Origin of the sequence: Pararhizobium capsulatum DSM 1112 (genome assembly GCF_030814475.1) — a bacterium.
GTDB lineage: Bacteria > Pseudomonadota > Alphaproteobacteria > Rhizobiales > Rhizobiaceae > Pararhizobium > Pararhizobium capsulatum.
The window spans coordinates 288955-310440 of the sequence record NZ_JAUSVF010000003.1; the positions used below are offsets into that span (position 1 = coordinate 288955).

Consider the following 21486-nt stretch of genomic DNA (forward strand, 5'->3'; position numbering starts at 1 on the left):
TTAACCCTTCAGCATTGTCGCCCCGCCCGCCGCTTGAACGGCAAGCGTACCCATGGCGATGGCGTCGAAGAGGCAGTTCTCGTCGTCATGTCCATCGAGCCAACTGTGGATAAAGCCGGCATTGAAGGCATCACCTGCCCCAGTGGTGTCGATGACTTGGACGGGGTTTGCGCCACGGTGCAGCACATTTCCGCAGTTGGCGAGATATGCCCCCTTTGAACCGGCCTTCAACGCAATCACCGGAAACACCTTGGCAAGCCTGTCCAGCGCCTTTAATGGCTCCGTCTCGCCGGTGATCGCTGCAGCCTCCTCGACATTCGGCAGGAAGACATCGATGCCTTCGCATGTCGCCAGGAAATCCGTGCCGAAGATCAAGGTTTCGTCCCAGCTCGGATCGAGCGACACGGTGAGGCCCTTTGCCTTCGCGGCGGCAACAAGTCCCGGAATTTCGACAAGAGTGGCAAATTCGGCGATATGCAGGTGGCGCGCATCGGACCATTCGAGAGCCGCCGACAGTGTCGCCGGTTCGGCAGGACCGGCGCGGCGTGAGAGAAATGCCCGCTCCTGGTTGTTGATGATAGCGACGGTAACTTGCGGTCCGGCATCGGCGGCGCGGTCAAGAAACCGCAGATCGACGCTGCTGTCTGTAAGCTGTCCTTCCAGGCCCATTGACAACGCATCAGTACCCAAGCGGGAAAGGAGCGCCGTCTTGCGGCCCGCATGGGCACAATAGGCAGCCATGATGAAGGCGCCGCCACCGGCGGCGATATACATGTTCTCGGCAAAAATCTCGCGACCGAGCAACGGCATGCCTTGCAATCCGGTGAAAATCAGGTCGCAATAAACGCGGCCGATACTCAGCACGGCCGATCTTGTCTCGTTCTCAAGCGTCATTGGCGGCCGAGTGCCTTTTCCGTCTTGGCATCGAAAAGATAGAGCGAGCCAGGTTTGGCATGGGCGCTGATCGAACTGCCGACCGCCGGAAGCAGTTTTGCTGGAGCCGTTGCAATGACCGATGTGCCGGCTGCATCGAAATGCACAAGCGTTTCCGAGCCGAGCGGCTCGACTGCCGTGACCGCCCCCGTGAGATTGAACCCGGTGCCCCGCAGTTCGCCGACCAGCAAATCATGCGGCCTGACGCCGATCAGATGTGCCCCATCCGGCCCGATCCGCACACTATCATCCGTAAAAGTGCCTGGAACGAGGTTCATCGACGGACTGCCGATGAATTTGGCGGTGAAAACATCGAGGGGATTTTCGTAGATATCCATTGGCGTCCCCGCCTGCAAAATATGACCATCCCGCATGACGACGATCCGGTCGGCCATGGTCATCGCCTCGATCTGATCGTGCGTGACGTAGACGATCGTTGTGCCGAGCTTTTGATGCAGGCGCTTTATCTCGATACGCATCTGGGCGCGCAACTGCGCATCCAAATTGGAAAGCGGCTCATCGAACAGGAAGGCAGACGGGTTACGCACCATGGCGCGACCGATTGCGACACGCTGGCGCTGACCGCCGGAAAGCGCGGCTGGACGCCGGGAAAGATATTCGGTCAACCCAAGCACCTTGGCCGTTTCGTCGATCCGTTCGTTCTTGTCGGCCTTAGAGATTTTTGACGTATAGAGCCCGAAACCGATATTCTGCCGCACGCTCATATGCGGGTAGATCGCATAATTCTGAAACACCATGGCGATGTTGCGCTGTTTTGGTTCGCGCTCATTGACGACTTCACCGCCGATACGCAGCGTTCCGCCGGAAATGTCTTCCAGTCCGGCGATCATCCGCAACGTCGTTGACTTTCCGCAGCCGGACGGGCCGACGAAAACCACGAATTCGCCATCGGCAATAGCAAGATCGATGCCGTGGACGACATCCATTTTGCCATAGCGCTTGACCAGCCCCTGCAATTCTATGTTTGCCATCAGGCTGCTCCCATCAATGCTTTGAATTTCGTGTCAAGTTCAATTGCTGCCTTGGCTTCCCGCACCGTGTTTTCCTGGGCCTCAGCGGAAAAAGCTGCTGAGGTCTTGCGGTAAGTGTTCAGCGCATCCGCCATCGGCTCCGGTGCGGGGCCGCCGAAACGGGCGCGCACGGCAACGAAGTACTCCGGCGAGACGATTTCGGCGAACTGGCCCTTGCCAACGGAAGGCTTGCGGCCCGCAGACAATTCGAATGCAACCAGAAACGGCGCGTATCCGTCGTCCTCAAGTCCACCACCGCTGGCCACGACCGAGCGCGCGACAGATGCCGCGATCTCGTGCGCCTGACGAAAGGACAGACCTTCGATCCGGACCAGAGAATCCGCAAGCTCGGTAATGGTGATGCAGGAGCAGCGGATGTTGCTGGCAACCTTTACGGGATCGATCCGGATAGCCCCAACGAAAGAGGACATCAGATCCAGCACGCGGCCGCCAGCATGGAATGCTTCATAACCAACCGATTGCGTTTCACCCTCGCTGTCATTCATATCAGTGAAGGGAGTATTGTGCATGATATCGAGCATCGTCCGGGCCCGGCCGAACGTCTGGCTGGCGAGAAGTCTCATGTGCTCGATCGCCACCGGATTGCGCTTCTGCGGCATGATCGAAGAGATCTGTACCAGCGCATTCGGCACATAGATCTGGCCGACTTCGAAACTCGTCCAGAACTGAAAGTCCTGAATAAGCCGGCCCATATGCAGGAACATCAGTTCGATGGCGCTATAGGTGCAGGTGATATAATCGACGGCTGCAATGCAGCTGTAAGAGTTCTGCAAGGCTGCACGAAAACCCAGCAATTCAGCCACTCTTGCCCGGTCGATCGGAAAGCCCGACGTTGTAATGGCAGCAGCCCCCATGGGGCTGAGATCGACGATCCGGCGCGCTTCAAACAAGCGTTGGATATCGCGGATGAACACCTCGATTGCCCCCGAAAGGTAGTGGCCGAACGTCGTCGGCTGAGCTGGCTGGCCGTGTGTATACGCAACAATCAACGTCGCCTTCTCACGATCGGCGGCCTCGATGAGGGTAGAGAGCAGGGCCTGCGCCTTGACCATCAGCGCATCGATCCTCTCCTTGATGCCAAGCTTGAACAGCGTGTGGTCTATATCGTTGCGCGAGCGCGCGGTGTGCAGACGCCCGGCAATATCAGGGCCGATGCGGGCTTTCAGCTCCTTTTCGATCAGGAAAAAGAAGTCCTCGACCTCGCCAGTATAAACGAGTTGAGCCGGATCGATATTGCGATCGATCGCCTCCAGCGCGCCGGCGATCTCGACTGCCTGCGCTCTGTCAAGGATGCCGGTTTCAACCAGCATAACCAGATGCGCCCGGTCGATACGTCGAAAGCCCTCGACATGATGGGTCTTGGCACCATCGAAAAGCGGACGCAGCACCGTTTCCTTGTAGGCGGGGTCGGGGAAGACGGTCTTGTCGTTCAGGCGTGGATTGGTATCGGGCACTGTCTTATCCTTTCAGACCGGCCAGCATGACGCCGCGCACGATGTAGCGCTGCAGCACTAGGAAGACGAGCAGCGTCGGCAGGGTTGCAAGCGCGGCACCCGTCATGATCATTTCCCATTGAATGGATTGCTCGACGGCAAAGCTCGAAAGCCCGACCGGCAGCGTGTAAAGTTCACGACTCGTCACCACGATCAGCGGCCAGAAGAAGGCGGTCCAATTGCCAAGGAAAGTGAAGATCGCAAGAGCAGACAGAGCCGGTGTCACCAGCGGCATCGCAACCTTCCACCAGATCTGGAATTCGTTGAGGCCATCGATACGAGCAGCCTCCAGAAAGTCGTTCGGCACCGTCTCGAAGAACTGTTTCATCAGAAAAGTGCCGAAAGCTGTCATCATGCCGGGGAACATGATGCCCCAATAGCTATCCAGCCAGCCCAGTTGGCTCGACATCAGGTACCAGGGAATAACTAGCATTTCCGTCGGGATCATCAGGGTCGACAGAATTGCCAGGAAAATCAGCTGGCGGCCGCGAAATGCGAACTTCGCCAGCGTGTAGCCAACGAGACTGTCGAAAAACACGTTCGACAGCGTCACCGTGCAGGCAACGATCGTGGAATTCAGGAACCACCGCATGAACCGGCCATCAGAAAGTACTGTGATATAGTTCTGCAGCGTCGGCGCTGACGGGATCAGGCGCAGATCGTAGACCTCGCTTGCGGTCTTCAGTGAAGTCGAGAACATGAAGAGCAGCGGCGTGATCATAATCAGTCCGCCAACGAACAACAGTGTCCAGACGATGATACGGCCGGGGCGGATATTACCCTTGGCGAGCGGTGCTTTCTTCAGGGCAAGTGCCGTCATTTGCGTTCCCTCAGAATCCAGAGCTGCAAAAGCGATACAGCCAGTAGGATGGCGAACAGAACAACCGTCTGCGCTGCTGCATAGCCCATGTTGTAGGACGAAAAAGCCGTCTGATAGATCATCAGCACCAGCGGCTTGGTGGAGCCAAGCGGCCCCCCTGGATCATTGGTCGTCATGTTGTAGACCTGATCGAATATCCGCAGAAAGCCGATCGAGGAAAACACAACGAGGAAGACAGTGGTGGGCTTCAGAAGTGGCAGGGTTATCTTCCACAGGGTCGGCCACTCGCCAAGCCCATCAATTTTCGCCGCCTCGTAATAGGTCGAGGGGATCGCGCGAAGGCCAGCCATGAAGATAATGATTTGAAAGCCGAGGCCTGCCCAGATCGAAGTCACCATGATCGACGGCAAAGCCTGATCGACGGAGCGGATGAAGGGCTGTTGCCGCAGTCCAATCAGGCCCAGCACGTCGTTGATGACGCCGATTGGTGCCGGCTGGTAGAACCAGCGCCAGACCCAAGCCATGGCGGCAGCCGTCGTTAGAAACGGCAGGAAATAGAGCGCCCGGATCAGTCCGTGCAGAATGCGCACCCGATCAAGATAGAAAGAGATTACGAAGGAAATCAGCAGGCTGAGCGGCGTGCCGATAATCAGATAGGTGAAGGTGTTGCGAAAGACCTTCCAGAACTGCGGATCGTTGTAGAGCTTCACGTAATTGGCAAAGCCGATAAATTTCGGCGGCTTCATCAGGTTCCAATTGGTAAAGGACAGATAGAAGGCCTGCAGTGTCGGGTAGAACCGGATGATGCAGTAAAACAGGATCGGCAGGGCCAGGAAGGTCCAGACCCAGATAAGGCGCTTGTGACGCATCGATAGCCGATCCCAAAGGGATGTGGTGGGGCGGCGTGAAGCCGTCCCATCCCTCTTCGCAGGTGCGGAGCTCATGGCTTGCCCTTATTGGTTCTTTGCGGCGTTGATGATGTCCTGCTCGGCGGTTGCCGCTTGAGCAATCGAATCCTCGGGAGACTGTTTTTCGAGAAGGACGCGATTGACCATGTCCATCGCTGTCTGGCGTTGAGCGGCTTCGTCCACGAACAGGGATGTGTGGGCGTAGTCCAGTGCCTTCAGGAATGGCGAATAGATCGGGTCGGTCAGATTGGCCTCGGTCAGTGCGGCAGAGCGGCGGGCCGGCAGTTCGCCGACCGTATCAAGCCATACCTTCATCGCTTCCGGCGAAGTAATGTAGGCAAGGAACTTTTTCGAAGCTTCCAGCTTCTCGCCGCTTACCTTGGCACCGATGCCATTGGCGAAATAACTGGCATAGTTGGAGCGTACGCCCGCAGCATTGGCCGGCAGTTCGGTGACGCCCCACTCGAAATCCTTGATGCTCTTGAAGGAGCCAAGACGGAAGGTGCCGTCGATGGTCATCGCCGCGCGGCCGGCGCGGAAGGCAGCCTGTCCTTCGTCCATGAAGCCGACCTGGCCGACCTTCTTTTCTGTTTGCAGATCTGTGTAGAATTTCAGCGCCTTGAGACCTGCATCGCTATTGTAGGTAACTTTGGAGTAATCGGCCGTGTACGGCTCACCGCCATTCTGGCGGATTAACACCTCACGCCACCACTGGTGATCCTGCCCAGCCATATCGAGTGTCGTACCGGCCACGGTCATGTTGCCGTTGGCATCATGCTTCACTGTTTTTTCAGCGGCAGCGACGAATTCGTCGAGCGTCTTTGGCGGGGTCATAGGATCAAGACCCGCTTCCTGGAACAGCTTCTTGTTATAGAACAGGGCCAGAGAACGAACCGCCGTTGGCAGGCCGTAATAGTTATCGCCACGCTTCATGGCGGAAACGATCGGGAAGAATTCGCTTTCGATCTTGTCGTGCGGAAAGGTATCCACAGGCAACGGCTGAACGAGATCTCCAGCGATGAACTGGTCAAGCCAGCCATAGAAAAGCTGCATTACATCGGGGCCATCGCCGGACATGTTGGCGGCGACGACGCGGGTCTGGTAGTCGGCATAAGGGAATGTCGTTTGCTTGACGGTAATATCCGGATTGGCCTTCTCGAAATTCTCGATCAGTTGATCCATCGCCTTGACGCGGGTTTCGTAGACATACTGCCAATATTCGATCTCAACAGCGTGGGCACTGTTGACGGCAAAGACGCTGATACTCGTAAAAAGACCAGCTAGTAGAATTCCGCGACGCATAGTAAGCCTCCTTATGTCGAGTCGGTGATGATCCCGCTCGCACTCATCTGGTTCCCCAAAGCCACCTGCAAATGTTTTGCTCAGCGCTTCGATTTGCTTGTCGGGAAGGATCTGCAAAACGCCCAAAGGCCACCCATCCCCTTTTTCATGATCGCAGGTTCGCGATCTCATTAGGCTCATCCGGGCGGCGGGTTTTGTCAATAAGATAATTTAGTTTACTTATTCTATTGCGGTCTGCCGTACGCTGAGGCTATCCCTATGTCGCAGAGACAGAGGTGGTCGAAATGGCGCAATTAGGCAAGCAACAGATCGCGATCGGGAAAAACCCGGAACGCAGCCGGGACCATAACCGACGTGTCGTGCTGGATGTCGTGCGCATGCACGGCTCTCTCGGGCGCATGCACATTGCCAAGCTCACGCAACTGACGGCCCAGGCCGTGGCCAATATCGTCGATGAACTCGTCGGTGAAGACCTGCTGATGGAAATCGGCCGCCTGCGATCGGGCCGAGGCCAGCCACCAATCCAGTTTGCCGTCAATCCGGACGGGGCGGTCACCATCGGCATCGAAATCGCTGCCGATCACATGGTGACCACAGTCCTCGATCTCTCCGGACAGGTTCGTTCGAAATTGATCGTCGCCGTGCAGGATACAAGGCCGGAATTCATCGTTCCGTTTTTTGCGCGGCAAGTCGAAACCGTCCGCGCGCAGTTTCCCTCGAAGTTGCTGGGCATCGGCGTCGTCATGCCCGGCCCATTCGAGATCGAAGGCATGAGTTACGTTGGTCCGACCACGCTGCCGGGCTGGGGATCGATCGATGCGGTAGCGGTTCTGAGTGCGGCCAGTGGCGAAACTGTCATCGTCGAAAACGATGCGAATGCGGCGGCCGTTAGCGAGCGCCTGTTCGGCGCCGGACGGGCCATCTCGAATTTCGGCATGATCTATTTCGGCGTCGGCGTCGGGCTCGGGCTTATCCATGACGGCGCACCGTTTCGCGGTGCGTTCGGCAATGCCGGCGAAATCGGCCATGTTGTCGTCGCTCCGCGCGGCCGTCCTTGCGCCTGCGGCCAGAATGGTTGCCTGGAGCGCTATGTCTCGGTCTACGCGCTGAAGGAAAAGCTCGCAGCAGCTGGCTGCGAGAGTTCCGATTTCGAAGCCATCGAGGTTATGCACAAAGAGGGAAATCCGGTCGTCCGGGAATGGATTACGGAGACGGCGGAATATCTGTCGCCGATGGTCGCGATGCTCGAAAATGTGCTCGATCCGGAGACGCTCATTCTGGGCGGTGCGCTGCCGGATGCAGTTATCGACGACATCATAGACGCCCTGCAGGCACTGCCTGTATCGGTAGCGAGCCGCGGTACGCGCGCCCTGCCCCGCGTCATTCGCGGCCAGACCGGCCAGTTGACGGCAGCCCTCGGTGCTGCCGCGCTGCCGCTTTTCGAAGCCGTGACGCCGAAGATGGAGACGTCGCCAACAGCCATCACGGACAAAGTGGTCTGAATCAAGGGCGAAGCCACCAAACATGAAGAGGTTGGAGGAAGACATGCTGACCGATCGCGAGCGTATCGAGAAACAAAAACAGAACCCTTCGTTGATCGGCCTGCATCGGGCTCTTTCGCGGCTGAATTCCTCCGTCACCATCATGAACACCGGCGCTCATCCGGACGACGAGCATAACAGCCTGCTTGCTTACCTTCGGTTGGCGCTCGGCATGCGCGTTGTCGTTGCCTGTTCCACGCGCGGCGAAGGCGGCCAAAGTGCCATAGGCCCGGAACGTCTTGGCGCTCTTGGCATCGTGCGCAGCCGCGAAATGGAGGAGGCAGCGCGCGAACTCGACGCCGATATCCACTGGCTGGGGCACGGGCCGGAGGATCCGGTTCATGATTTCGGATTCTCCAAGGATGGCGACCAGACCTTCGCCCATTGGGGCGAAGAGCGAACGGTCGAGCGACTGGTGCGCGCCTATCGAACGGAGCGGCCGGATATCGTGCTGCCGACATTTCTCGACGTCCCGGGCCAGCATGGTCACCACCGGGCGATGACGCGAGCGGCCGAGACAGCTATTCGGCTGGCGGCTGATCCGGCAGCCTTTCCCGAACATATGTCCGAAGGTTTGAAGCCCTGGGCAGTTTCTAAATTCTATCTGCCGGCCTGGTCCGGAGGCGGCGAGACCTATGATGACGAGGTGCCCCCGCCCCCCGTCACGCTTCTGATCGAGGCGGCCGGGCTAGAACCGGCGACAGGTGCCAGCTATGATCATATCGGCGAGTGGTCGCGCTATTATCACGCCTCCCAAGGCATGGGCCGCTGGCGCGACTGGCCGCGCGAGGCCTGGCCACTGCATCTCAGATACGCCATGGCCGGCGTTGGAGACGAGGCTTCGATTTTCGATGCCCTGCCCAGCACGCTTGCCCAGCTTGGCGATCAGGCAGGCGAGTCGCAGCGTGTTGTCGATGCGCTGGCGACAGCTGATGCCTGCATCGCCAAGGCCATCGCCAGTTTCCCTGACCTCTCCCGCATCGCTGACGCGCTACTTAAGGCGGCACGCGCGATCGATGAGGCCATTGCGGCCAGTGGCGCATCCCTGCTGGAACTGCATGGACATCGGTTCGATCGTAAGCTTTCGCAGATCGATACTGCGATCTTTCTGACACAGGGCATCACCGTCAGGTCTGTCGCGACCCCGTCAACGCTGTCGCCCGGCAATCAAGGCCTATTGACGCTGCATATCAACGGCTGCTTCAGCAATACGTCCCTGAAAACCGATCTCCATCTGCCTGCGGGCGTGTCGGGTTCTCGGCAGAAAGGCACTGACGATGAGATCGTCTTTGCCCTGACCGTCGCCGCCGACGCGCCGCTGTCCCCGCAATACGATCCAGCTTGGTCAAGAATGGGCGGCAATGGCCGCGCGTTTGTTGAAATCTCTATCGAAGTTGGCGGACGGGCGGTTAAGACCCGCGTTGATACTGAAGAGCCGCTGTCCATCGCACCGGCGCATTCCCTGGTTTTGTCGCCAAATGCCATCATTGTGCCGTTTGATACCAAGCTCCGTCAGTGGGAGGTGAAAGCGCAAGGCACCGAGGCTAATATCACGTTCGCGGTGCCGGATGGCTGGTCGGTAGACAGGCAGATTGGCGGTCTCCAAGTCACTGCGCCGGCGTCCATATCACCCGGCTTGAGCGTGCTCACACCGCATATCGATGGCCACCCTGCGATGCGCGTTACGCAGATTGCCTATCCCCATATAGGGCGAACCGCATTTCGTGAACCGGAGACCTTGCGCATTCTGGCGCTCGATCTGAAGCTCCCGGAAAACGCCCGGGTGGGGTATGTCGGTGGCGGAGCCGATCGGGTCGGCCTGTGGTTGCAGCGCATGCGCATTGATGTCACCGAACTCGACGCCCCATCATTGGCTGGCGATCTCTCGGCGTTCACGACGATCGTTGTCGGCATTTTCGCCTTCGGTATCCGCAAGGATCTTGCAGCGGCCGCCCCGCGGCTGCATCGTTTCGTAGAGAATGGCGGGCATCTCGTTACGCTTTATCATCGGCCGTCGGATGGCTGGAACCCGGACAAGACGCCGCCGCTTCGCATAGAGATCGGCACACCCTCGGTGCGCTGGCGGGTCACCGATCCGGCAGCGATTGTCGATGTCCTGAGGCCTGACCACCCCTTGATGATCGGCCCGAACCGGGTCGAGGCCAGCGATTGGCAGGGATGGGACAAGGAACGCGGGCTTTATTTCGCGGCACGATGGCACAAGGCCTATCAGCCTCTGCTATCAATGAGCGATCCCGGTGAAAGCCCACTGGAAGGCTCACTTATCTCGGCTGAGATCGGCAGGGGGCGGCACACCCACGTCAGTCTCGTTTTGCACCACCAACTTGACAAGCTCGTTCCTGGCGCTTTCAAGATGATGGCCAATCTTGTCCAGCCCGTGGGCCGCTAGCCGCGGTTCCTTCAGGGGGTTTGCAGTCGTTAGTTATCGAGGAACGCAAAAACATGGTCGCCTTGATGAAAATCGAACCTTTGGCCCATCTATTTCTCATGAACTGAGAGGCAAAGGATCAGTGCCTTCGCCTAGAATTGCAAGGTATCGTCGATAGCTGAACACGCGGCCACGCTTGCGGCCGGTCACCTCATCAACAATGCCCAATCGCTCCAGATCGGCGAGTGCGGCGTTCACGGTTGGTGCGGACAGACCTGTTATCTGAACAATCTGGTTCGCTGTGTGAAAAGGATTCTGCTGGAACAGCTCGTGAATACGAAGGGCCGACCCTGCTCTATCGCTCTCCACCGTGATCCGCTCCCGATCTTCCTTGAAAAGATCGACGATCTGGGTCGCAGCCTCAAACGCTTGATTGGCAGTGTCGGCAACGCCGGCCAGGAAAAAGTCCAGCCAAGCTTCCCAGTTTCCATGCTCACGGACCTCTTGCAATAACCGATAATATTCTCTCCGATGGGACTTTAAATAGAGGCTGAGATAGAGAAGCGGCTTCCGCAAAACCCCGTTCACACAAAGGTACAGGGTTACAAGCAGGCGACCAATACGGCCGTTGCCATCGAGAAACGGATGGATCGTTTCAAACTGCACATGCAGCAGGCCAGCTTTGATCAGCGCCGGGAGCCGAGATTGGTCGTCATGCATGAAGCGCTCGAATGCGTCCAGGCAACCAGCCATTTCAGTGACGGGTGGCGGTACAAAGAGTGCGTTACCGGGGCGCGTGCCACCAATCCGGTGGCAATGGCGGCGGGACGAACGCCCGCACTGTTTCATTGGCGGCGACCGTCTCGACGAAACGACCCAGGCGGTTTTTGGATTGGGAATCAGACATAACCAAATATCAGCCGCGCCCGTTATTTAAGCAAGACGCCTTTCATTTAATTAATCGACAGACTTAGATAAGCGCGCTTAATTAACGCGCCGCTGGAGCGATCGCGACCATGGGTGGGAGGTCCTTATCCCGTCGGTCGCATTCAAAAACTCCGGTTCATCCTTCTTTGGACAGAAACCGTTTCAGCTGATCCTGCCGGACCTGCTCGACCTCTACGAATATCTCGATGCCTTTATCGACCGTCATAGTGGTGTCCTGCTTGGCGGCGCCAAAGACCCCAGAACCCTGTTCGTCAAAACGGTGAAGACCACCAGCATCGACGCGGCTTACAACTCGACCACGTTCTACGAAGCTTGGAGAACCGTCATCCAACGCTATGGAATTTTTAACCCTTACACCGGACGAGGTGCCATCAAAGGCTTGTTGCCGCATGGACCCCATAACCTGCGGGACATTCTCGCGACGCATATTCTGAAGCAGACCGGATCCTACGAGCAGGCGAGCTACGCAATCCAGGATACACCCGATGTCGTGCAGCAGCACTACGGTCGCTTCCTTCCGCAAGACAAGGCTGCACTGGCCGCAAAGATCCTCAATCACGTTTGGGAAGCTGCGTAAGGTCGAATGAGATGCTCGGCTCGGATACTCAGAACATGTTGTATCTGGGCCGAGCGTCCTCGTCTCCGCCTTGAACCAATTCGAACCTAAGGAACACCAAAACCCACAGCTTCATCCGTGGCGCTACATTGAAATATTTGCCCAATCTTCATGCCCGTGGCGGATTCGCACTACGAAAATTTTCTCATCGTCTTCAACCCGATAGACGATGAGATGTGCTTTGAAGGTATGAATTCTGACGGGCGGTTCGATCTCATTGCGTTCGCGTGCGATGCGTGGATTAGCAGCGATCAGATCAATAGTGCGAAAAGTTCATCGTGGTAGCGTTTTGCCTGGTCTACTCCGAACATACGGGCACCCTGCTCGGCGATCGCAATGATGTCTTCTTCCGCCTCGACAGAAAGCCTAAAACTCATGACTTGCTGGCACGAGCCATCGCCTCAGCAAAGAGCTCATCCTTTGATCGAATGCCAACGCCACTTTGGAGCCCCGCCTCGACGAAATTTTGCATGGCGGCAATCTTGTCGTTTCGTGTCTGGTCGCGTCGGATCAGGTCGCGCACGTAGTCGCTAGCGTTCGAATATCGCCCAGTCCTGGCCTGCGCCTCCACCCAATCCTTCATCGGATCTGGAAGAGATACGTTCATTGTCGCCATCGGAACCTCCATTTGAAAGGATCATATTCGATTTTGGCAAAGTTTGTCAAAAGTTCCCCCATCTGCATGGGATCAGAACCGTCCACCATTCTCGTTGCCGATGGGATAACGACCAATTATGGAACCTTGAAACGTCACTGAAGGCCTAGCTGGCGTATTTCCACGTTCGGTTTGTCTCACTTAGGCTATGTGGCGTAGAAGGGTTAAATGTTGCTCGTTATGCGAATGGAATATCCATATCCAGGGCAGCGGCGATGAAGGCGCGCCGGGCGTCCTCGGTAGACTGGCCCTTCTCCAAGGCAGCATGGCAACTATCTCTCGCTCGTTCGTAGAACCATCCTTCGCGGCATAACCAACGATCCAGGCTCTGCAACGCCTCCGCAGGCCCCGGAATGACGTGTTCACGTCCATCACAGGACGCGACCTTGACGGGCTTCTTCCAGTGAAATTTTGTCATTGTAGTGTACCCTTGTCAAACCAGCCATTGTGCACTGCAGCATAACACTGACTTGCTTAAATGCGAGCTCTCCAAATTTCGGTACGGCAAAGGTGTCATTCGCAAGGCGGCCTCGCGACGGAGGTGAACGGCGTTGGCCAGCGCCTCGGGACCATAGCACCCCCCGCTCCACTCCAACCAAAGTCGACTGATCGACCAGCTTCTTTGAGACAATCATCTGTCTTAAAGTCCTCGATATTATCGAAAATCTATAATCGCCAACCAACATCAAGCCGCCCGTTTCGACTTCGGTGCCTCAGGCAGCTAAGGCTCATTCTTGAGCGACGCGCCTTTCACGCCACCACAATCGGGACTTTGGTCGGCGACGCCTTGACCCGGTTGTAGAGGTCGATGACGTCCTGGTTGATCATGCGTACGCAACCGGAAGATGCCTGAGTGCCGATGGTCCACCATTCGGGTGAGCCGTGCACGCGATAGCCAGTGTCGTGGCCGTCCTTGTAGATATAGTGAGCGCGGGCGCCGAGCGGGTTGTCGAGGCTACCCGGCTGACCGGCCGTCCATTTCACCAGTTCCGGTTTGCGCGCGATCATCTCTTTGGGCGGCGTCCAAGTCGGCCATTCCTTGGTGTACTGGATCTCCGCGCGGCCGTTCCATTCGAAGCCGGCCTTGCCGATGCCGACGCCGTAACGGATCGCTTCGCCGCCTTCCTGCACCCAATACAGATGCCGCTCGTTGAGCCGCACCACGATCGTGCCCGGCGCCTCGCCGGTCGGATCGACAACGATCTGACGCCGGAATTCCGGCCTGACCTTCTGGAATGGGATTGCCGGGATCACAAAGCCGTTGTCGGTCAACGCGGCATACATCGTGCCATTGTCGGTGATGTTCCTGTCGACGCTGATTGATGGGATCGGGCCGATCGAACCGGTCGGCATATGGTCAACGCCCACAGGCGGCATACCACCGGACGGCTCGATTGGTCCCAGCGCCGGGAGTTCGAGCGTCTGCGAGCAGCCGGAGGCGCCAAGCAGGGTCATGGCGCCGAGGCCCGAAAGCACGGCGCGGCGGGAGACGATGTAGCCGGACTCCGGGATGGCGGCGCCGGAGGACCGCGTCTGATCTTGCGGCTTACGCATGCACTCTTACCCCAAACGAGCGGTCGGCATCACACCCCCACCGGATGGGTCGTATTTTCACAACACGTGGTTAAAAAAGCGTAAAACCACATGCACGATCATGACGGGAGTTTCGACGATTTCGGCGAGGCTGATGGCGCGATGGGTTGCTTCGCGCTCGACGGCGACCGGGCGTGACGCACCGTGATAGCCGGGCGCGGTTTTGCCTCGCGTTCGAGCCGCTCGGACAGGAAACGGATGGAACCGTAGCCCTCGGCATGGACCATGACCAGCGCCTCGTGCTCGCGGGCGACATCGAGGACCTCGAGGATTTCCCGATCGGCGAGCCTCATGTCGTCAAAGGTCATGAAGATCTTGATCGAGGTAGACCCCTCCGCGATCAGTGCCGGCAATTCCTGGCCAAGCACCTGCGGCGTCGGATCAGTAACGATCAGATGGAATGCAACATCGACATAGCAATGATCTTGGGCACGCTCGGTATAGTCCTTGATCGCCTCGCGCAGTGTCTGGCCCTTCTGCTGCAGGCAAAGGGCAGCACCGTCGTATTGCCGCCGACGGCTGCCGAACGCGTGCCGGTCTCGAACGTGTCAGCCATGATAATGCCGGGCGAGCCGAGCTGCTCGAGATGGACATGGCTGTCGATGCCGCCGGGCATCACCAACAAGCCCGTGGCATCGATGATCTCGCCGGCATCGTGGAGATCTTGGGCCAGAGCCACGATCTTATCATCCCGAATGCCCAAGTCGGCGAGGAAAGTGTCGGCGGCGGTGACCACCGTGCCGCCCTTGATGATTGTGTCGAACCTCATGCCACCATTCCCTGTTCTTCCACAAAATGTCCCGGCGCGACCTCGACAAGCGGTCTCCAGTCACGCTCGGAGTTTTTCAAGCCGATCCTGTGGCCGCGCGACGCCGGAAGTGCTCCCACTTCACCACCTTGCGCCGCGGCAATCAATGCACGTGTATAGCCATGGCGCGGCGCGGCCAGCACCGAGGCCGTCGGGCCGATTTCCACCATACGTCCGAAGCGCATGACAGCAACACGATGGGCGATCCGGGTCACGACGGCAAAATCATGCGTAATGAACAGGATCGGCAACCTCGTCTCGGCCTGAATCTGTTCAAAGAGCTCGAGCACCTGCAGCCGGGTCGTCGCATCCAGCGCCGAGACGGCCTCGTCGGCTATGACGAGATCAGGCTCGACGCTGAGCGCGCGAGCGATGCCCAGCCGCTGGCGCTGGCCGCCCGACAGCTCATGCGGATAGCGATCGAGATAGCGCGCATCCAGCCCGACCTTTGCCATCAGGTTCTCTGCCTTGTCGCACAGCAACGCCCTGTCCCTCTCTCCGCCGAGCATGAGCGGCTCGATGACCGAGCGCCAGGCACGATATCTCGGGTCGAGCGACAATTGCGGGTCCTGGAAGACGAACTGAACACGGTCCCGCGTTCTGCCGCCCGCTGTGTTGACATCCTGGCCCTTGAGCAAAACGCGACCATTATCGGGTTCGGTGAGCCCTAGAATGGCGCGAGCGATGGTTGTCTTGCCGCTGCCGCTTTCACCAACCAGAGCCACGGTCTCTCCCTCCGACACGGTCAGACTGACGCCATCGACGGCAAATAGCCGATCCTGCGGTTTGAACGACATCATGGATTGCGTGCGCGGAAAGGATACGATCAGGTCCTCAATCACCAGTGGCGGAGCTGAGACGGTATCCGATGAGGGGGCCGGTGGCTTTGGCGTTGCCGGCGACGTCGCCTTGATCAACAGCCTGGTATAGTCATGGCTCGGCCGATCGAGTGTTTCTGCGCGACTTCCTGACTCGACGGCGCGCCCTGCCTGCATTACCAGGATGCGGTCGGCGATGTGGCGCACGACACCCATGTCATGGGTGATGAAGATGACGCCGCAGCCGACGTCCTTCTGCAATTCGCGGATCAGGGCCAGGATTTCGGCCTGCACCGTGGCGTCGAGCGCCGTCGTCGGCTCGTCGGCAATGACAAGCGATGGTTTGCAGGCAAGCGCCGCCGCGATCACCACGCGCTGGCACATGCCGCCGGAAAGCGCGCTCGGATGCAGCTTGGCGCGCCCCGCCGCGTCGGGGATACGCACCCGCTCGAGCAGCCGCAGCGTCTCTGCCCGCGCCGCGCTCCATCCCATCTCGCGATGCGTGACTAGTGCCTCGGCAATCTGATCACCGACGGCCATCATCGGGTTCAGCGCCGCCATCGGCTCCTGGAAGATCATGCCGATGCGGTTTCCCCGCAGCGTTCGCAGCTCGGCCGGCGGCATGGCCAACAAATTGCGACCCTCGAACAGCGCTTGGCCCGCGACGACCTTTGCGGGCGGGCTCGGCATCAGGCCCATGATCGATTGCGTTGCGACACTCTTGCCGGAACCGGATTCGCCGATGATCGCGAGTATCTCGTTGTCGTCGACGTCGAAGCTGAGGCCATCGACGACTGTGCGGGGGCCTGTGGCGGTCAAAATTTTCGTGGTCAATCCGCGAACGGAAAGCAAGGGCTGGCCGGTTCTCATGCGGCCCGCTCCGCCGTGATCACCGATCCCTGACCGATCAATGCACTTGCGGCGTGTTCACCCAGAGGACTCGCGCCAGGACCGTGCCCGTGTTGTGGTAGCGATTGGTCAAATGGTTCTTGAAGAAGAAGGAATCGCCGCTCGCCAGCTTGTAGGTGCTGTTTTCGATGGTCAACTCCAGCTCTCCGTCGATCACATAGCCGACGGTCTCTCCCTGGTGGGTTATTTGGTCGATCTTCTCGGCACCCGGCTCGATACGATGGATATTGCCTTCCAGCAGATTGCCCGCAGCAAAGGGCACCAGCCGTTCGTAGCTGACGCCCTCGCCGCCCCGGATCGCATCGGTGGTCGAAATCGGCCGTTCGCCTGCCTTCTGTACCAGGCCGGGCGAATTGATATCGGCACCAAAGAACGAGGAGAGATCGCGGTTGAGCGCTTCCACCAGCCGCTGCAGCATGGCCAATGATGGCGCCACCTTGCCGTTTTCGATCTTGGAGATCATGCTTTCGGCACAACCCACGCGTTCGGCCAGCTCCCGGATACGAATGCCTTCCAGAAGCCGGGCGTGTTTCAGCCTCGCCCCGACCTGTAACTCGTCCCTCTTCGCGCTGGACTCTTCCATGATTTTTCTTTCTACCTGAAGGCAACGACCGCAAGAATTCACTCCTGCGACCATTTGCGTGAGCGACAGTAAAGTTACAATAGCCGAAGTAAACCGACGAGAAATGCCTTTCGAAACTCGTCATGCCGTTTTTCTCGGGTGGCTCGCGGCCGGCCAGGTGTGCTGCCAGGGCCTGACGCGTTCGAAAGCAGCGGCAGCGCGCAAGACCCCGATATCGTCTTGATGTCGGCCGATGATCTGCAGCCCGACCGGGCGGCTGTCCCGTGTAAACCCAGCCGGTACGCTCGCCGCCGGCTGGCCCGTCAGGTTGGCCAAGGCCGAGAAGGGCGTCCAGGCAGATGGCAACACGGCGTATCCCGCGATCGATGTCGGGCCATCCCTGTCGAGCGGGAAAGCGGCAGTAGCCGCCGTCGGCGTCAGCAACAGATCATAGCGTGCCATGAACCGCCACATCACATTGGCGATCCGTTTGCGATCCATGATGGCATTGGTGAAATGATCGGCGGTCCATTCCGTCCGGAGCAATGTGCCGAGCACACCTCCGAAGGCATAGCTCTGTCTGTCTGCCATCGTCCGCAGACCCGCGCGATCGGTGTCGAGCGCCACCAGCGCCTCGAAGGTCGCCTGCGTATCGCCGACCTCCGGAAATGCGTCGTGTACGACACAGCCGAGTTCGGTGGCGAAGACCTGGGCGGCTCCGGCTGCGATCGCCGCAACCTCCGGATCCACATGCGCAAAGCCTAGATCGGCGGAAAACGCGATCCTTCGACCGGGCGCCGACGCCGCATCAATGTCCATCCAGTCGATCTGTTCGTGGGGCAGCGAATGCCGATCCTTAGGCGAAGGGCCGGAGAGGACCGACAATGCCATTGCTGCGTCCGCGACAGTACGGGTCAGCGGGCCGATATGTTCGAGCGTTTCCCAGCCTGAAGCGCCAGGGGCCTTCTCGTCACGACAGCCAGGATAGACGGGCACCCGGCCCCAGCTGGGCTTGATGCCGAATATGCCATTGAGGGAAGCCGGGATGCGGATCGAGCCGCCGCCATCGCTGCCGAGTGCCAGCGGCACCATGCCGGTTGCCACGGCCACAGACGAACCCGCACTCGAACCACCCGGCGTCAGCTCGGTATTCCAGGGATTGCGGGTCGGCGGAAAAAGCGGGTTTCGACCAATCGGACCATAGCCGAATTCCGAGGTATTGGTTTTGCCCACCATGATGGCGCCCGCCGCCCGGAGGCGTTCGACGACGATATCGTCCTCATCGGGCACATTGTCGGCGTAGAGCGGCGAACCGAATGTCGTACGCACACCCGATGTCGAGATCAGGTCCTTGACCGCGAACGGCACGCCTGCCAGCGGCCCGACGGCTTCACCGGCCGCGATGCGGCGATCGACGGCTTGTGCCTCACGTCGTGCCGGGTCGGCCGTTACGGAACAGAATGCGCAAAGCGCGTCGTCCAGCGCTGCGATGCGGGTAAGCGACATCTCGACCACAGCAAGCGCCGACGTCTCGCCGACGGTGATCCGCCTTGCGAGCTCGATCGCCGATGGCAAGGGATCGGTCCGCGCCGTCATCGACTGTATGGAGTCATCCATGAACCTTCTCCGGATGCGATCCCCTGATAATGCCTGTGTCCTCGGCGCCCATCGGCTTGAAGTCGAGAAACATGTCAGCGCCCGGAATGGCCGCAGCACCAGCGCGTGCCACAGCAAGATCCTGCGTGCCTGTGCCGGAACCGGCCGCCACTGCGCCGAGTACGAAACCATCGACACGGATCGGGATGCCACCGACGAGGTTGGTCCACTTGTTTTCCTGGGCCAGTGTCACCTGCAGCTCGACATCGGCATGCGCGCCACCGGTGGGTTCGTTGGACAGGGCGGACGTTATGGCCTTGTTGCGAGTTGAAATGACGGACAGCGCCTTGGAACCATCCATCCGGCCGAAGGCCAGCAGATTGCCACCGGTATCGACCACCGAAATGCACATCGGCTGACCGATCTTTTCGGCCTCGGCGATCGCCGCCTTCAACACGGCCAGCCCGCCAGCCAGCGTCAGCGTCTTGGTATCCTTGACATAGGTCATGCAGAAAAACTCCTTATTGGGATCGCAGCCGCGGATCGAGCAGCAGGGCGATGAAATCGACGATGAGATGCACCAGAAGCGAGACGACGGCAGCTGCGAGGATGAAACCGAGCGAGGCGTTGATGTCTGCGTTCAGCACCGCAGAAACCGCATATTGCCCAATGCCGCCCCAGGCGAAGACCACTTCGACCAGCACGACGCTGCCGACCAGCGTGCTATAGAGAATGCCAATGACCGTCACGACAGACGGCATCGCGTTTCGCAGCACATGGCGCGAGACCCGCGACGGGCTCAGGCCCTTGGCATCGGCGAAGCGAACGAAATCACTGTCGTTGAGGCGCGAGACTGTGGTGCGTGTCATCGTCAGGACCGGCACGGAATAGATCAGTCCGAGGGTGGCCACCGGCAGGATCAACTGTCCGGCGGCGGCCTTGAAAGTCGCGAAATCTCCCGACAGCATCGCATCGATGACATATGAGCCGGTGATTGCGGTTGGGGGAAACACGGCGAAGTCCAGCCGTCCGATAGGTGGCGGCACGATGTTGAAAATGCTGTAGAAGATGAAGATCAGCACCAGTGCCAGCCAGAAGTCGGGTAACGCGCCCGCGACAACCGAGAAAACGTCGGCAAACCGCGCCGATATTCCATCGGACTTTCGCCCCGCAAGCAGGCCGAGCGGTAGGCCGATGGCGAGTGCCAGGACCAGCGAGAGGGTCACCAGTTCAAGCGTTGCCGGAAGGCGCTGGGCGATATCGATGAGGACCGGGTTGGTCGTCTGCCACGACGTGCCGAGATCACCATGCGCCAGCCGGCCGAGATAGGCGAGAAACTGCGTCGGCAGCGGCTGATCAAGGCCCATTTCGACGCGCAGCTTGGTGACAGCCTCCTGGGTGGCAAGCGGGCCGAGCATCATCGGCGCGGGATCGCCGGGAATGAGCTTAAGCAGGAAGAAAGCAACAGCCGCGATCCCCAGCAATTGGGGAACGGCAAACAGAAGCCGGACGGAGAGATAGCGCAGGATTTGCATCAGCTGGTACCCTCGGCAGGCGCATGCGTGGCAAGAAATGCCTTCCAGCGTCGGCGCGAGGGCCGCAATCGCTCGCGCGGATTGGACCATGCCTGGATCGAGGCGCCGATGCGGCCCAGCCCAAACACCGTCAGCGCCAGCGCCAGGCCAGGAAAAATTGATGGCCACCATTGGCCGGTGACGATGTTCTGGAAGCCCATGGCGATCATCGAACCCCATTCCGGCGTCGGTGCACGCACCCCGGCGCCGAGGAAGGACAGTCCGGCCGCCAGCAGCACGGCAACGCCGGTATTGATCGTCATCTGCGCCAGAAGGGGCGCGACGGCGTTGGGGGCGATATGCCGGCTGAGCAGATAGAAATCGCCGGCGCCGGCAATATGGGCCGCCTCGACATAGCCCTTGTTACGAATATTGAGGACTTCGCCGCGCATCAGCCGCAGATAGATCGGAATATTGACCACGCCAATAGCGACGACGATGGAGCTCACGCCCTGCCCCAGCACTGCCACCAGAACCAGCGCCAGTGCAAAAACGGGAAAGGCCTGCAGGACATCGGTGATGCGCAGGATCAACAGTGCCGCCATGCCTTTGATCCGGCGCTTCCTGTGCCATAGGCCAGTCACGGCGCCCAGCGAGCCCCCCACCGCCGCTGCCCAGAGCGTCGAAACCAGTGCGATGAAAAGATCGATCCGCGGCGCGTGCAGGACACGGGAGAAGATATCGAGGCCGGCGGCATCGGTTCCCATTGGATGGGTCCAGCTTGGTGCCAGCAGGTAGACAGTCGCATCGGCGTCGACTGGCGAATGAAGCGGCATCAGAGGTGCAATCAGACCGTTCAGGGCCGTGAGAATGACGATGATATAACCTGCCGCAAAGCTCTTGCGACTGCCGAGAAAGTTGAGAAATTCCCGTGTCGTGCCCAGCGTGGGGCCAGCGGCGGGTATCGGCCCGCCTCTGGCTTCCACGTTAGGTTCGACTTGTCGATAGACAGCCGGTTCGGGCACCATG

Annotated in this window: 17 protein-coding genes and 4 pseudogenes; 3 read left to right on the forward strand and 18 right to left on the reverse strand. The window is 59.2% G+C overall.

Annotated features, from left to right (window positions below; genetic code table 11):
* The 6 genes from QO002_RS26575 to QO002_RS26600 all read right to left on the reverse strand — a co-directional run bounded on the left by QO002_RS26575 (position 1) and on the right by QO002_RS26600 (position 6508).
* Positions 1-894: a carbohydrate kinase family protein gene (locus QO002_RS26575; protein ID WP_307235630.1), complete on the reverse strand. Its 894-nt coding sequence runs from the start codon at positions 892-894 to the stop codon at positions 1-3.
* The gene (locus QO002_RS26580; protein WP_307235633.1) at positions 891-1925 is read right to left on the reverse strand and encodes an ABC transporter ATP-binding protein; all 1035 of its coding nucleotides are present in this window, start codon (positions 1923-1925) and stop codon (positions 891-893) included. The genes QO002_RS26575 and QO002_RS26580 overlap by 4 nt, the downstream gene beginning before the upstream one ends.
* Positions 1925-3439, reverse strand: coding sequence for an argininosuccinate lyase (argH, locus tag QO002_RS26585; RefSeq protein WP_307235635.1), 1515 nt, complete (start codon positions 3437-3439; stop codon positions 1925-1927). The genes QO002_RS26580 and argH overlap by 1 nt, the downstream gene beginning before the upstream one ends.
* Before the next feature lie 4 nt (positions 3440-3443).
* Positions 3444-4298 carry a carbohydrate ABC transporter permease gene (locus QO002_RS26590; RefSeq protein WP_307235637.1) on the reverse strand — a complete coding sequence of 285 codons (855 nt, stop codon included), beginning with the start codon at positions 4296-4298 and terminating at the stop codon, positions 3444-3446.
* Positions 4295-5167, reverse strand: a complete 873-nt coding sequence (locus tag QO002_RS26595) for a carbohydrate ABC transporter permease (protein ID WP_370878599.1) — start codon at positions 5165-5167, stop codon at positions 4295-4297. The genes QO002_RS26590 and QO002_RS26595 overlap by 4 nt, the downstream gene beginning before the upstream one ends.
* A gap of 84 nt (positions 5168-5251) precedes the next feature.
* Positions 5252-6508: a sugar ABC transporter substrate-binding protein gene (locus QO002_RS26600; protein ID WP_307236260.1), complete on the reverse strand. Its 1257-nt coding sequence runs from the start codon at positions 6506-6508 to the stop codon at positions 5252-5254.
* 284 nt (positions 6509-6792) lie between these two features.
* Here QO002_RS26600 and QO002_RS26605 point away from each other — a divergent pair, with 284 nt between their 5' ends.
* The gene (locus QO002_RS26605) at positions 6793-8010 is read left to right on the forward strand and encodes an ROK family protein (protein WP_307235641.1); all 1218 of its coding nucleotides are present in this window, start codon (positions 6793-6795) and stop codon (positions 8008-8010) included.
* A gap of 43 nt (positions 8011-8053) precedes the next feature.
* The gene (locus QO002_RS26610; protein ID WP_307235643.1) at positions 8054-10459 is read left to right on the forward strand and encodes a PIG-L family deacetylase; all 2406 of its coding nucleotides are present in this window, start codon (positions 8054-8056) and stop codon (positions 10457-10459) included.
* 96 nt (positions 10460-10555) lie between these two features.
* On the opposite strand, the pseudogene QO002_RS26615 reads toward QO002_RS26610, so the two are convergent.
* Positions 10556-11263: pseudogene (locus QO002_RS26615) on the reverse strand (Fic family protein); the annotation flags it as partial.
* 172 nt (positions 11264-11435) lie between these two features.
* Here QO002_RS26615 and QO002_RS26620 point away from each other — a divergent pair.
* A pseudogene (locus tag QO002_RS26620) lies at positions 11436-11963 on the forward strand (hypothetical protein); the annotation flags it as partial.
* A 123-nt stretch (positions 11964-12086) separates the two neighbouring features.
* Here QO002_RS26620 and QO002_RS26625 read toward each other — a convergent pair.
* From QO002_RS26625 to QO002_RS26675, 11 genes and pseudogenes are all read right to left on the reverse strand, one after another.
* Positions 12087-12379 (reverse strand): annotated as a pseudogene (locus tag QO002_RS26625) (type II toxin-antitoxin system RelE/ParE family toxin).
* Positions 12376-12618, reverse strand: a complete 243-nt coding sequence (locus QO002_RS26630) for a type II toxin-antitoxin system ParD family antitoxin (protein ID WP_307235645.1) — start codon at positions 12616-12618, stop codon at positions 12376-12378. Before QO002_RS26630 ends, QO002_RS26625 begins: the two are co-directional and overlap by 4 nt.
* A 217-nt stretch (positions 12619-12835) precedes the next feature.
* Positions 12836-13075, reverse strand: coding sequence for a DUF982 domain-containing protein (locus tag QO002_RS26635; protein ID WP_307235647.1), 240 nt, complete (start codon positions 13073-13075; stop codon positions 12836-12838).
* Between the two features lie 332 nt (positions 13076-13407).
* On the reverse strand, positions 13408-14211 hold the full coding sequence (locus QO002_RS26640; RefSeq protein WP_307235650.1) for a L,D-transpeptidase: 804 nt from the start codon (positions 14209-14211) through the stop codon (positions 13408-13410).
* 87 nt (positions 14212-14298) lie between these two features.
* Positions 14299-15019: pseudogene (locus QO002_RS26645) on the reverse strand (amidohydrolase family protein); the annotation flags it as partial.
* Complete coding sequence (locus tag QO002_RS26650) at positions 15016-16746, reverse strand: dipeptide ABC transporter ATP-binding protein (protein WP_307235652.1); 1731 nt, start codon at positions 16744-16746, stop codon at positions 15016-15018. The gene QO002_RS26650 and the pseudogene QO002_RS26645, both read right to left, overlap by 4 nt.
* Before the next feature lie 37 nt (positions 16747-16783).
* Positions 16784-17368 (reverse strand): cupin domain-containing protein, encoded by a 585-nt coding sequence (locus tag QO002_RS26655; protein ID WP_307235654.1) that lies wholly within the window; start codon positions 17366-17368, stop codon positions 16784-16786.
* A 120-nt stretch (positions 17369-17488) separates the two neighbouring features.
* A complete protein-coding gene (locus tag QO002_RS26660) occupies positions 17489-18964 on the reverse strand; it encodes an amidase (RefSeq protein WP_307235658.1) in 1476 nt (491 codons plus the stop codon).
* On the reverse strand, positions 18957-19451 hold the full coding sequence (locus tag QO002_RS26665) for a GlcG/HbpS family heme-binding protein (RefSeq protein WP_307235660.1): 495 nt from the start codon (positions 19449-19451) through the stop codon (positions 18957-18959). Before QO002_RS26665 ends, QO002_RS26660 begins: the two co-directional genes overlap by 8 nt.
* 13 nt (positions 19452-19464) lie before the next feature.
* Positions 19465-20478, reverse strand: coding sequence for an ABC transporter permease (locus QO002_RS26670; RefSeq protein WP_307235662.1), 1014 nt, complete (start codon positions 20476-20478; stop codon positions 19465-19467).
* Positions 20478-21485, reverse strand: a complete 1008-nt coding sequence (locus QO002_RS26675) for an ABC transporter permease (RefSeq protein WP_307236262.1) — start codon at positions 21483-21485, stop codon at positions 20478-20480. Before QO002_RS26675 ends, QO002_RS26670 begins: the two co-directional genes overlap by 1 nt.
* Position 21486: the final 1 nt, after the last annotated feature.